General features: G+C 69.4%; 16 protein-coding genes. 6 read left to right on the top strand and 10 right to left on the bottom strand.

What is annotated here, in order from left to right:
• The 5 genes from PKD06_RS16335 to PKD06_RS16315 all read left to right on the top strand — a co-directional run.
• The coding region (locus PKD06_RS16335) for a JAB domain-containing protein (protein ID WP_324381940.1) at nucleotides 1–161 on the top strand (161 nt) is incomplete at its 5' end.
• 56 nt (nucleotides 162–217) lie between these two features.
• On the top strand, nucleotides 218–1,645 hold the full coding sequence (locus tag PKD06_RS16330; RefSeq protein ID WP_324381938.1) for a circularly permuted type 2 ATP-grasp protein: 1,428 nt from the start codon (nucleotides 218–220) through the stop codon (nucleotides 1,643–1,645).
• 53 nt (nucleotides 1,646–1,698) lie between these two features.
• Nucleotides 1,699–2,637, top strand: coding sequence for an alpha-E domain-containing protein (locus tag PKD06_RS16325; protein ID WP_324381936.1), 939 nt, complete (start codon nucleotides 1,699–1,701; stop codon nucleotides 2,635–2,637).
• Nucleotides 2,638–2,646: 9 nt separating this feature from the next.
• Nucleotides 2,647–3,483: a transglutaminase family protein gene (locus PKD06_RS16320; protein ID WP_324381934.1), complete on the top strand. Its 837-nt coding sequence runs from the start codon at nucleotides 2,647–2,649 to the stop codon at nucleotides 3,481–3,483.
• A 175-nt stretch (nucleotides 3,484–3,658) separates the two neighbouring features.
• On the top strand, nucleotides 3,659–4,438 hold the full coding sequence (locus tag PKD06_RS16315; protein WP_324381932.1) for a proteasome-type protease: 780 nt from the start codon (nucleotides 3,659–3,661) through the stop codon (nucleotides 4,436–4,438).
• Nucleotides 4,439–4,449: 11 nt separating this feature from the next.
• Here the strand turns inward: PKD06_RS16315 and PKD06_RS16310 are convergent, their stop codons facing one another.
• The 5 genes from PKD06_RS16310 to PKD06_RS16290 all read right to left on the bottom strand — a co-directional run bounded on the left by PKD06_RS16310 (nucleotide 4,450) and on the right by PKD06_RS16290 (nucleotide 8,649).
• Nucleotides 4,450–4,956 carry a cytochrome c-type biogenesis protein gene (locus PKD06_RS16310; RefSeq protein ID WP_324381930.1) on the bottom strand — a complete coding sequence of 169 codons (507 nt, stop codon included), beginning with the start codon at nucleotides 4,954–4,956 and terminating at the stop codon, nucleotides 4,450–4,452.
• Complete coding sequence (gene ccmI / locus PKD06_RS16305; RefSeq protein WP_324381928.1) at nucleotides 4,953–6,059, bottom strand: c-type cytochrome biogenesis protein CcmI; 1,107 nt, start codon at nucleotides 6,057–6,059, stop codon at nucleotides 4,953–4,955. The genes PKD06_RS16310 and ccmI overlap by 4 nt, the downstream gene beginning before the upstream one ends.
• A gap of 89 nt (nucleotides 6,060–6,148) precedes the next feature.
• A complete protein-coding gene (locus tag PKD06_RS16300) occupies nucleotides 6,149–7,528 on the bottom strand; it encodes an ATP-binding protein (protein WP_324381926.1) in 1,380 nt (459 codons plus the stop codon).
• A 9-nt stretch (nucleotides 7,529–7,537) separates the two neighbouring features.
• Nucleotides 7,538–8,236: a response regulator transcription factor gene (locus tag PKD06_RS16295; protein ID WP_324381924.1), complete on the bottom strand. Its 699-nt coding sequence runs from the start codon at nucleotides 8,234–8,236 to the stop codon at nucleotides 7,538–7,540.
• Between the two features lie 95 nt (nucleotides 8,237–8,331).
• A complete protein-coding gene (locus PKD06_RS16290) occupies nucleotides 8,332–8,649 on the bottom strand; it encodes a PepSY domain-containing protein (protein ID WP_324381922.1) in 318 nt (105 codons plus the stop codon).
• Between the two features lie 94 nt (nucleotides 8,650–8,743).
• Here PKD06_RS16290 and PKD06_RS16285 point away from each other — a divergent pair, with 94 nt between their 5' ends.
• Nucleotides 8,744–8,914 carry a hypothetical protein gene (locus PKD06_RS16285; RefSeq protein WP_324381920.1) on the top strand — a complete coding sequence of 57 codons (171 nt, stop codon included), beginning with the start codon at nucleotides 8,744–8,746 and terminating at the stop codon, nucleotides 8,912–8,914.
• Nucleotides 8,915–8,916: 2 nt separating this feature from the next.
• Here PKD06_RS16285 and PKD06_RS16280 read toward each other — a convergent pair whose 3' ends face one another.
• From PKD06_RS16280 to PKD06_RS16260, 5 genes are all read right to left on the bottom strand, one after another.
• The gene (locus PKD06_RS16280; protein WP_324381918.1) at nucleotides 8,917–9,225 is read right to left on the bottom strand and encodes a hypothetical protein; all 309 of its coding nucleotides are present in this window, start codon (nucleotides 9,223–9,225) and stop codon (nucleotides 8,917–8,919) included.
• A complete protein-coding gene (locus tag PKD06_RS16275) occupies nucleotides 9,200–9,724 on the bottom strand; it encodes a hypothetical protein (RefSeq protein WP_324381916.1) in 525 nt (174 codons plus the stop codon). The genes PKD06_RS16280 and PKD06_RS16275 overlap by 26 nt, the downstream gene beginning before the upstream one ends.
• A 40-nt stretch (nucleotides 9,725–9,764) precedes the next feature.
• On the bottom strand, nucleotides 9,765–10,937 hold the full coding sequence (locus PKD06_RS16270; RefSeq protein ID WP_324381914.1) for a phage tail tip lysozyme: 1,173 nt from the start codon (nucleotides 10,935–10,937) through the stop codon (nucleotides 9,765–9,767).
• 80 nt (nucleotides 10,938–11,017) lie between these two features.
• A complete protein-coding gene (locus PKD06_RS16265; RefSeq protein ID WP_324381912.1) occupies nucleotides 11,018–11,182 on the bottom strand; it encodes a hypothetical protein in 165 nt (54 codons plus the stop codon).
• Nucleotides 11,183–11,197: 15 nt separating this feature from the next.
• A partial coding sequence (locus tag PKD06_RS16260) for a hypothetical protein (protein ID WP_324381909.1) occupies nucleotides 11,198–11,741 on the bottom strand: 544 nt, incomplete at its 5' end.

Raw genomic sequence — 11,741 nt, 5'->3', positions numbered from 1 at the left:
TGCATAACCATCCCTCGGGAGACCCGACGCCCTCGCAGGCGGATATCCGCATGACGCGCGAGATCGTGACCATCGCCCAGCCGCTCGGGATCGCGGTGCACGACCACATCATCGTCAGCCGGGACGGGCATGCGAGCTTCCGGGGACTGAAACTGCTTTAGCGCTTCCGTTGGAACGCGACTTGCCTCTAGTCTCGCGCGAGAAGACCGGGGCGAGCATGCTGATCGAAAGCTTCGACGAAATGAACAGCTCGGGGTCGACCGAGGTCCGCCCCCCCTATGCCGGCCTTCGCCAGTGGCTGGACGGCACGCCGCGCGACACCTTCGACGCGCGCCGCAGCCAGGCCGAGCACTTTTTCCGGCGCATCGGCATCACCTTCGCCGTGTATGGCGAGAATCAATCCTCCGAGCGCCTCATTCCCTTCGACGTCATCCCGCGCATCCTGATGAAATCGGAATGGGACCTCCTGGAGGCCGGGCTGAAGCAGCGCGTGCGGGCGCTCAACGCCTTCCTCGCCGACATCTACGGCGCCCAGGAATGCATCAGAGCAGGGATCGTGCCGGAAGCCCTCATCTTCCGAAATCCGCAATACCGCCTGGAAATGAAGGGCGTCCGCGTCCCCCACGACATCCATGTCCACATCGCGGGCATCGACGTCGTGCGCACGGGCGAGAGCGAGTTCTACGTCCTCGAGGACAATGCCCGGACGCCGTCCGGGGTCTCCTACATGCTGGAAAACCGGGAGGTGATGATGCGCCTCTTCCCGGAACTCTTCGCCAGCCACCGGGTCGCGCCCGTCGACAACTATCCCGACGCGCTGCTGGCGACCCTGCGCTCGGTCTCGCCGGGCCGGCAGACGGGCGATCCCGTGGTCGCCCTGATGACCCCTGGCCGCTACAACTCGGCCTATTACGAGCACTCCTTCCTCGCCGACAAGCTCGGCGTGGAGCTGGTCGAGGCGTCCGATCTCTTCGTGCGGGACGACGTCGTCTACATGCGCACGACGCAGGGGCCGACGCGCGTCGACGTCATCTACCGGCGCATCGACGACGATTTCATCGATCCGCTCGTCTTCCGTCCCGATTCCGTCCTCGGCGTGCCGGGCCTGATCAATGCCTACCGGGCAGGCAACGTGACGCTCGCGAATGCCGTCGGAACGGGCATCTCGGACGACAAGGCCGTCTATACCTACATGCCCGACATCGTGCGCTTCTTCACGGGCGAGGAGGCGCTGCTCCACAACGTGCCGACCTGGCGCTGCCGCGAGCCCGATGCGCTCAAATACGTGCTGGACCACCTGCCCGAGCTGGTCGTCAAGGAGGTGGCCGGGTCGGGCGGCTACGGCATGCTGGTCGGCCCGCACGCGACCCGCGAGCAGGTCGAGGATTTCGCCCGCAAGATCAGGCACTCGCCGGAAGGCTTCATCGCCCAGCCGACGCTGTCGCTCTCGACCTGCCCGACCTTCGTCGAATCGGGCGTCGCGCCGCGGCATGTCGACCTGCGCCCCTTCGTGCTGAGCGGCTCCGACCAGATCAGGATCGTGCCCGGGGGCCTGACCCGCGTGGCCCTCAAGGAGGGCTCCCTCGTCGTGAATTCGAGCCAGGGCGGCGGCACCAAGGACACATGGGTCCTCGACGACGCCTGAGGGCGCCGCGACCGATCGCCCCTCCCTTCCCTCCCGGACCGGTTCCGACGCCCATGCTCTCCCGCACCGCCGACAGCCTCTATTGGGTCGCCCGCTATACCGAGCGCGCCGACTTCATCGCCAGGACCCTCGACGCCACCCTGCGCCTGACCGCCCTCCCCCAGGCCTATCTGGGCGAGAGCAACGAATGGGAGAGCGCCGTCGCCTCCTCCTGCGACCTCGACCTCTTCCACAGCCTCTACGAAGTCGCGGACGAGGAGACCGTCCGCGACTTCCTCGCCTTCAATCCGGCCAATCCCTCCTCCATCCTCAACTGCATCCAGACGGCGCGCGAGAATGCCCGCTCCGTGCGCACCGCGCTCACGGTCGAGATGTGGGAGGCGCTGAACGGCGCATGGCTCGAATTGAGGAACTTCGACAAGCGCATGGACCGCGAGGAATTCACGCGCTTCCTCGACTGGGTGAAGGGCGTGGTCCTGTCCTTCGACGGCTCGTCCTATCGCACCATGCTGCGCAACGACGCATTCTGGTTCACGCGGCTCGGCGGCGCGATCGAGCGCGCCGACAACACCGCCCGCATCCTCGACGTCAAATACCACCTGCTCCTGCCCCAGACCGAATGGGTCGGGGGGAGCCTCGACTACTATCAATGGGCGACGATCCTGCGCGAGGTCTCCGCCGTCACCGCCTATCACTGGGTCTATCGCGAGAGCGTGAAGCCCTGGCTCGTGGCCGATCTCCTGATCCTCAACCGGCAGCTCCCCCGCTCGCTCGCCAACTGCTATGAGATCCTCGTGAGGCATCTCGACCTGATCGCCGGCGCCTATGGGCGGCGGGGCCAGAGCCAGCGCCTCGCCTCCGCCACGCTCGACCGCCTGTCGAGCGCGCGGATCGAGGGGATCTTCGGGGGCGGCCTGCATGAATTCGTCGAGGATTTCATCGCCACCAACAATGCTCTCGGATCCGCCATCGCCGACCAATATCTGAGCTGACGGGCCCGCATGCGCCTCCTGATCTCACACGCCACCCGCTACGCCTACGAGCAGCCCGCCCGCAGCATCATGCAGGTGCTGCGGATGACGCCGCGCGACTATGACGGCCAGCACGTGCCCCGCTGGCGCATCGAGCCCTCGATCGAGGGGCGGCTTTCCTCCGGGACGGATCATTTCGGAAACATCGTCCATGTCTTCTGCGCCGACGAGCCGATCCGCGAATTCGCGCTCCATGCCGCGGGCGAGGTGGAAACGACCGATACCTCGGGTGTCGTGCACCAGTCGGTCGAGCTCGTCCCGGACGGCTGCTACCTGCGGGACACGCCGCTGACCGAGGCGGACGATGCGATCCGCGCCTTCGCCGAGAGCCGCCGCGACCGCTCCGGCAACGTGCTCTCGACGCTCCACCGGCTCATGGCCGGCGTGCACGAGGCGCTCGCCTACGACAAGGAGCCGACCGGCGTCTCGACGAGCGCCGCGCAAGCCTTCTCGCTCGGGCGCGGCGTCTGCCAGGACATGAGCCACGTCTTCATCGCGGCCGCGCGGCATCTCGGCATTCCGGCCCGCTACGTCTCGGGCTATGTCCTCGCCCCGGACGGGATCGCCGACGACCAGCAGGCCGGCCACGCCTGGAGCGAGGCCAAGGTGCCCTATCTCGGCTGGGTCGGATTCGATCCGACGCATCTCACCTGCCCGAGCACCAACCATGTCCGCGTCGCGATCGGCTTCGACTACAACGACGCCGCCCCCGTGCGCGGAAGCCGGCGGGGCGGGGGACGGGAGACGATGGAGGTGCGCGTCCGCGTCGAGCCGGTGCAGGAGGGGCAGACCCAAAAACAGGGCTGACATCCCGCCAGGGCGGCGGGAACGAAGTCTCCCAACTCTAACTCGTTGTCGTTGCATGCTGCTGTCGGAAACCGAATTCGACTTTTCCGCGGCATGCTCTAGGACGACGCCCTTTCATCTTCCGGGCCGGGGCTTTCGTCCCCGTGCCGGTGCCCTGGAAGCGCCGGAGTGAGGCATGACGTATTGCGCCGCAGTGCTGGTGGAAGCCGGCCTGGTCATCGTGGCCGATACCCGGACCAATGCCGGGCTCGACAACATCTCGACCTATCGCAAGCTCCATCTCTTCCAGAACGAGGACCGCGTCCTCACCCTCGCCACCGCCGGGAATCTCTCCATCACGCAGAGCGTCGTGAGCCTCCTGAAGGAGGGGCTGGATCATCCCGACACGGGCGAGGCCGAGACCATCTACACCTCGAAGACGATGTTCCGCGCCGCACAGCTCGTCGGCCGGGCGATCCGCCGCGTGCGCGCCATCGACGGGCCGGCGCTGGAGGAGGCCGACTTGCGCTTCGACTGCTCGTTCCTCTTCGGAGGGCAGATCGCGGGCGGGCCGATGCGGCTCTACATGGTCTATTCTGCCGGAAATTTCATCGAATGCAGCCAGGATGCACCGTTCCTGCAAATCGGTGAGCATAAATATGGCAAGCCGATCCTCGATCGCGCGATCTCCCACCGCACGGATCTCTACGACGCACTCAAGATCGCCTTGATCTCGATGGATTCGACGATGCGCTCGAATCTGTCCGTCGGGCCGCCGATCGACCTGGCGGTCGTGCGCCGCGACGCGATCGCGCCCGAGCTGATCCATCGGATCGAGGCCGGGGAACCCTATTTCCACGACCTGCGCGAACGCTGGTCGTCGGCCCTGCGCGCCGCTCATATGGCGATCCCCGCCCCGCCCTACGGGAAGAAGAAGCCCCTCGCCGGACCGGCGCGAATCGGCTTCACCTCGTAGGAGAGAACGGGTCAGCGGGGGCCGGGCCGGCTCTCCGCCTCTCCCGGACCTCCGCCCGCGACCAGGGCGGCGAGGCGAGCTTCCTCCTCGGGGGTCAGGGCCGGCGGGGGGGAAGAGGTCCGCCGGCGAAACGTCAGGAGGAGCCCCAGGGCCGCCCCCGCCAGGATGAAGGCGGGCCCGAACCACAGGAGGAAGGTCCCGGCATTGACCGGCGGGCGCAGCAGCACGAAATCGCCGTAGCGGCTGACCACGAAATCGCGGACCTGCGCATCGCTGTCCCCCGCCCGCAGCCGGTCGCGCACCAGGAGCCGCAGGTCATGGGCGAGCGGCGCATCCGAATCGTCGATCGACTGGTTCTGGCAGACGAGGCAGCGAAGCTCGGTGGAAATCCTGCGCGCGCGCGCCTCCAGCCCCTTGTCCGCCAGCATCTCGCCCGGCTGCACCGCCAGGGCCGCGCCGGCAAGGACGAGCCACAGCATGGCAACGGAGGCGGCAGGCACGAGGCGAAGCCCGCTCATTGCCGCACGCCCCCCCCGGTCAGGCCGAGATCGCCGGCCAGGCGGTCGAGCCGGCCGGGCGCCTCGGGATCGGCGGCCAGCGCGGCCTTGGCGCGCGCCAGCCGGTCGCTCGCATCCTCCCTGCGCCCGAGGACGACCAGCGAGCGCACGAGGCGCGCCCATTCCGCCTCGCTGCCGCCATTCGTCTTCAGCCGCTCGTCGAGGCTTGCGACCATCGCCTGGATTTCGGGCGGTACATCGGCGACCGGAATCGTCGGGACCCGCGGCGCGGGCGCCGCCCCCTCGAGCCGCGCCAGCCGGGTGCGAAGCAGGGACACCCAGGGAGCGTCGTCCTCGGCCCCCGCCAGCAGCTCGCGATAGGCCGAGCGGGCGCCGTCGCGGTCCCCGGCCTGCTCACGCCCCAAGGCCAGATAGTAGCGCGCCGGCACCGATTTCGGATCGGCCGCGATCACCTTCTCGAACAGGAGCTTCGCCTCCGACGAGACCGCCCCCTGGCCGAGCGCGACCCGCGCCTCCGCCTCGCCGAGGAGCCGGGCCGGATTGTCCCCGCCCGTCTCCCGCGCCTGCGAATAGGCCCGCAGCGCGTCCGGGTAGCGCCCCATGCGCAGATAGATCGGCGCGAGGACGTCCCAGCCCCGCGCATCGTCCGGGTGGGCGGCGAGATGGGACTCGACGCGCTTGAGGGCATCCTCGAACCGGGCCTGCGATTCGGCCGGGCCCGCCGGCGCCTCGGCCACGCGCGCGCGCAGTTCCGGCGAGCCGTAGCCGCCATAGACCCCGAGCCCCACGATCGGCACGAGGCACAAGGCGAGCGCCGAGGCCGCGCGGCGCCGGCGCAGGGCGGGCTCCGAGGTCGCATCCGCGCTCTCGCGCTCCGAGGAGGTCGCGCGCAGGAGCCGCCGCCCCGATTCGATCCTGGCCGCCTCCGCCTCCGCCTCGCCGAGAAGGCCGCGCCCGCAATCGCGCTCGATCTCGGCGAGCTGCGCCTTGTAGAACTGCACGTCCCCGTCGAGCCGGCGGTCGGCGGATGGCTTGGAGAGCGGCCACAGCACGACCAGCACGGCCGCGCCCGTCATCACCGCCAGGAAGACCCACAGGAGCATCCGAGGGACATACAATGGGCCACCGCGCGGCAGAAAGCGGCAAGAGGCCACAGCGGCGGGAACCGTGCCGAAGCGTGGCGCCCGCGCGACTACTCGCCGCGATCCCCCGGCAGTTGCAGCACGGCCCGCAGGCCGCCCGCGCCTGAGGTTTCGAGCATCAGGCCGCCGCCGTGGAGCCCCGCGAGATCGACCACGATCGACAGGCCGAGCCCCGAGCCGGGCTTCGTCTCGTCGAGCCGCCCGCCCCGCTTCAGCGCCTTCGAGCGGGCGGCCTCCGGCATGCCGGGGCCGTCATCCTCGACCGCGATCCGCACGATCGCGCGCTCGCGGAGCGAATGCACGGTGACCTCGACCGCGACCGCGCCCTCGGCCCATTTGCAGGCATTGTCGATGAGGTTGCCGGCCATCTCCTCGAGATCCTGGCGCTCGCCGCCGATCCGAACTCCGTCGGGACAGGAGAGCGAGATCGCCACCCCGCGGCCCCGGTTGATCTTGTCGAAGGTGCGCACGAGCCCTTCCAGGACCGGCTTCACCTCCGTCGAGACGCCGAGCGTGCCCGCGAGCGCGGCCGTCCGGGCGCGGCGTAGGTAGTAATCGACCTGGTCGCGCATCAGCATCGCCTGCTCGCGGATGCGGTCGGCCCCTTCGCCTGCGGTCTCGCCGGCCTCGTTCACGATGACGCTGAGGGGAGTCTTCAGCGCGTGGGCGAGGTTGCCGACCTGGGTTCTGGCCCGCTCCAGGATCTCGCGGTTGCTGTCGATGAGGAGGTTCAGCTCCTCGGCGAGCGGCGCGACGTCGCCCGGATAGGCCCCCTGGATGCGGTCCGCCTCCCCGCGCCGGATGGAGGAGACCGAGCGCCGCAACTCGCTGAGCGGGCGCAATCCGAACCGCACCTGGAGCAGGGTCGAAAGGCCCAGGCCGAGGCCGAGCAGGCTGAAGGTGACGACGAGCGCGGTGTTGAACCGCGTCACCGTCGCGGTGATCTCGTCCGAGGGGCCGGCGACGCGGACCACGTAGCGCCCGTCCTCGCCGAGGTCGATGTCGCGCTCGACGAGGCGCAGGATCCGCCCCTCGGGGCCCTCCCGTCCATCCTTGCGCGTCTCGCCGAAGGGCCGGTCCGGCGCCGAGGAGGCGAGGCTCGGCAGGGTGTTGCCGACGAGCGAGCGCGACGACCGCATGTCGCGCTGTGTCGCCTCGACCCGCCCGACCTGCCAGTACCAGCCCGAGAGCGGGATCTCGAAGCGCGGATCCCCGAGAATGCTGCCCTCGCGCTTTTCGGGATCGGGCGAGACGAGCTGGGCCGCGAGGTCGTTCGCATAGACGAGAAGCAGGTCGTCGAAGGCGCGTTCCGTCGTCTGCCGGTAGAGGGCGGACAGGATCAGCCCCGCCAGCACGAGGACGATCGAACTCCAGAAAAGCGAGGAGAGGACGAGCCGCGTCGCGATGGAGCGCCCGGCGAGGATGCGCACGGCGCCCGCTCAGCCGCTTGCGCCGGTCTTCCTGTCGGCCCCGCCCGTCCCCGGCCCCTCGATGAGATAGCCGAGCCCGCGCACGGTCTGGATCAGCTCGACGCCGAGCTTCTTGCGCAGGCGCCCGACGAAGACCTCGATCGTGTTGGAATCGCGGTCGAAATCCTGGTCGTAGAGATGCTCCGTCAATTCGCCCCGCGAGACGACCCGGCCCGTATGGTGCATCAGGTAAGAGAGGAGCCGGTATTCGTGCGAGGTGAGCTTCACCTGGACGCCCTCGACGCTGACCTTGCCCGAGCGGGTGTCGAGATGGACCGCGCCGGCGACCAATTCGCTCGATGCATGTCCGGTCGAGCGGCGCAGCAGGGCGCGGATACGCGCCAGAAGCTCCTCCATGTGGAAAGGCTTGGCCACATAGTCGTCGGCGCCCGCGTCGAAGCCCTGGACCTTGTCGCTCCAGTTGTCCCGCGCGGTCAGGATGAGCACGGGCATCTTCCGCCCCCCGCGCCGCCAGCTGGTGAGCACCGAGACGCCGTCGACGATGGGCAGTCCGAGATCGAGGATGACGGCGTCGTAGGGCTCCGTCTCGCCGAGAAACTGGCCCTCCTCGCCGTCGAACGCCTTGTCGACGGCATAGCCGGCGCCCGTCAGCGCCGCGGCGATCTGCCGGTTCAGGTTCCGGTCGTCCTCGACGAGGAGTAGGCGCACGTCAGCTTCCCCAAGGCGCGCCGCTGCCGCGAAACGGCGGCGCGCGATCGCGATCACTTACGGCATGCCGCCGCTTTCGTGAAACACCGGCGCGCCTAGTGGACCATCTGCACCTTGCCCGAGGGCGCGTCCACCGTCACCTGGACGACGCGCCCGTCGGCGCGGATGGCGGTGAGCCGATAGACGAGCGCGTCGGACTTGCGGCACAGCGACGCCCTGAGGATGTCCCCGTCGGGAACCGCATGGCGGGCGGCCACGATCGCCTCCCCCGGCGCGATCACCTTGCGCGAGGCCACCACCTCGGCCGTATCTCCGTAGGAGAGGCAGGAGCGCGCATTCGCGACGGCGTCGGCAGCCTGCGCTCCGGCAGACGTCCCCATGACGAGCGAGATGATTCCCAAGGCCCAGAACATGCCCCCGGATGAGCCATCCGTGCTGAATTCACGCTGAACGGACGGAGGCGCTCCATCCATGCTATGGCGCCTTGCGCAACGTAGGAGCCTCTGCTTGGACAAGATCGTCATCGTCGTCGCGATGCTCGCCTGCCTCCTCCTGGTCGGCAAGGCCATGCCGGGCCGGAACTGGCCCGCCGTCGTCGCCGCCACCCTCGCCGTCGTCCTTCTCGTCGTCCTCGCCGAGCAGAACGGCTACTGGCCGTCGAGCTGGCGGCTGCGCTGACCTCAGGCGTGGTCGACGAAGCGGTCGATGGCCCGGGCGAGACGCTCGTGGCTCCGCGCCTCCTCGGCCCGGATCGCCTCGCGAATGGCTGCGGCGCAGTCGCGCAAGGCGGCGGCGAGGTCCTCCGTCCCGTCCGGGCCGCACCAGGCGCCCCCTCCCGGACGGCCGGCGGTCGCGTCCAGCATCTGCGCGCGGTAGCGCCGGTCCTCGACGACCCAGCTGCGAACAGGGACGAGGATCGCCATCACCACGCCGACCAGGATGCCGGCGACCTTCACCCAGCCCTCAACCTCGGGAAGCCAGCTGCTCACGGGCGCGCCTCCTGCTCCTGGAGCCCAGGCTGTCGAGCACGCTGACGTCGCGGGCCGAGCGGCTCGACGAATGAAGCTCGGCCACGGCCAGCACGGCGTAGATCATCCCCGTCGAGACGGGCGGGGCGGCCAGCACGAAGCCGGCGGTCAGGCCGGCATAGAACAGGAAGCCGCCGCTGCACCCGACGAGACGCACGATCGGAGAGCGCCGGCGGCTGCCGTTGTACCAGAGGGCGATCAGGCGCGCGGTGCCGACCAGGATCGCGATCAGCCCCGCCATGTCCTCGGAGACGAGATCGCGGATGATGCGATAGCTCGGCTGGGCGAAGGTCCCCCCTTCCCCGAGGAGGACGGCGCCGTAGACCGTCATGATGCAGGCGAGCCAAACCTCGGCCCAGCGCGTCTGGCCGTAGCGCAATTCGCGCTCGATATGGCCCCTCAGCTCCGGATGGGCGGCGATCAGGGCGTCGAGCCCGGGATCACCCGTGGAACGCAGCATCGTCCTCCTCCCGGCATCGCCCGGCAATCTCCGGGGGCCTCTACAGGGCCGTCTGGCGGATCGTGCCCTGGCGGACGAGCGCGCGGATCTCCAGGGCCCATTTCACACCGCGCGCGATCCCGCAGAGGCCGAGCGCGAGCAGGATCACCCACCAGAACCTGAAGGCTAAGGAAAAGGCCGAGCCGGCGAGGCCCGCTACCGCCTGGATGCCCGACAGGACGTCGGAAGCCTGTTCCGAGGCCGCCGCGACCTTCTCCGGCAGGCCCGTCTCCTGGATGGCCTTGCCGATTCCGAGCGCCGACAGGAGGCTTCCGCCAACCGTCAAGTCCACGGGGGCCCTGATCGGGGTCGAGCCGCGGGCGCGAAGCTGAGCCACGGTGACCGCCGCCCGCGCTTCCGCGACCCTTCGGCTCTCCGCCTTGGCGATGGCGGCGAGGATCTCGTCCGAGAGCGGCCAATCCTCGGGTGGCGCGATCGCGGGGAACTGCTCGCGCAGGAGCGCATCCACGGCCGTCTTCGTGCTCGGCCCCCACAATCCGTCCGGGTCGCCGACCTCGGTATAGCCGGCGGCCAGGAGCTGGTTCTGGGCCCGGAAGAGCGTCGTGTCGCCCCGGTTCGTCCCGAGGAGGGCGGAGGGCTTGCGCAGGCCGATCAGATGCTCCCACCATGTGGAGGGCGCCGTCTGCGGCAGGACGGTGACCACCTCGGGCTTCGCGGCCGATGCGATCGGGACGGGGGAAGCCGTCTTCGGCTGCACCCGGTAGGCGTTGAGCGCAAGGCGGCCCCATTCGACGCGCCGATCCAAATGCGGAATGCCCGGCCGCTCGTACCTCTCCATGACGATGCGGACAGCGTCCTCGATCGTCCTCGCCTTCTTCAGCACGGCGATGACTCCGGCCTCGCCGTCCTTCAGCTCGCGGAAGAGGAAGCCGTAATCGGCCTCGAAATCGCCTGGCTTCGCCCCCTTGCGCTTCAACCACGCCTCGTAGGCGCGGCGGCGCGGGCCGGTCCATTGCGCCGGGCCGAGGCCGCCCTTCGAGCCCTTCACGAGGGGGGCGATCTCCTGCATCCGCGTAAAGCCGGCGCTCTCGACGCCGAAATTGCCGGGAAAACCGGCGGCCTGGATGTCGGTCAGGCCGAAATCGCGCATCAGGGACGCGATGTAGCGCGGGGCATCGCGGCGGAAGAGGGAGGTGTTCTTGGGAAGGGCCATGGAGGGCTCCGACAAGCAAAAGCCCGCGCAAGGCGGGCAAGGAAGCCGCCCGGAGGCGGCGAAGGGGCGGTGGAGCCGGCCTATTCAGAAGGCGCGAGGTCGAGGGCGTCGGGCGGCCACCAGCCCTCGCCGCCTTCGTCATAGGCGATGAGAACGTATCCGCCCTCGTCCTGCGCCAGTATGGTGGCGCCGGTGACGTCCCGCTGCTCCCGGCGCTCGACGCGGGTTCCGATCTCGAAAGACATCGCAATCTCCCTGGCTCAGGTTTGGTAGAACTGCGTCGCGGAGGCGCAGAGGAAGGCGGCGCGGCCCCCGGCCGGCAGGCTCACGGCGGTGTCGGTGCCGGCCGCCTCGATCTGCGCACCGGAGGGCGGATAGACCAGGAGCGCGTTGGCCCCCCGGTTGAGCACCTCCTGCCGTGTGCCCGGATCCGAGAGCGCCAGGACGACGCCCGAGCCGCTCGCGACCGTGGTCAGGATCGAGACCGCGCTCGTCAGGGCGCGCGCCGTTGCCTGTGTGGTGCCGGCCGCGGAGAGCGAAGCGGATACGGAAGGATGGGCCGGCCAGTAGAGATGCGCCGAGGACGACGCCATCACCCGGTTGCCGGTGCCGCTGAGGCCCACCGCGCAGAACTGGCCAAGCTCCGCCGACCAGCAGCCACTCGACCATGTGTTGTCCGCCCCGCTGGTTCCGATGGTCCAGTTGATCCCGTCCGGCGAGGTCATCACCCGGTTGCCGGTGCCGGTAGTGGCCACGGCGCAGAACAGGCCAAGCTCCGCCGACCAGCAGACCGAAACCCAGTTA

Source organism: Enterovirga sp., from assembly GCF_035325185.1.
In the GTDB taxonomy this organism is placed as follows: Bacteria; Pseudomonadota; Alphaproteobacteria; order Rhizobiales; family Beijerinckiaceae; genus Enterovirga.
This window is presented reverse-complemented; position numbering and strand designations above follow the sequence as displayed.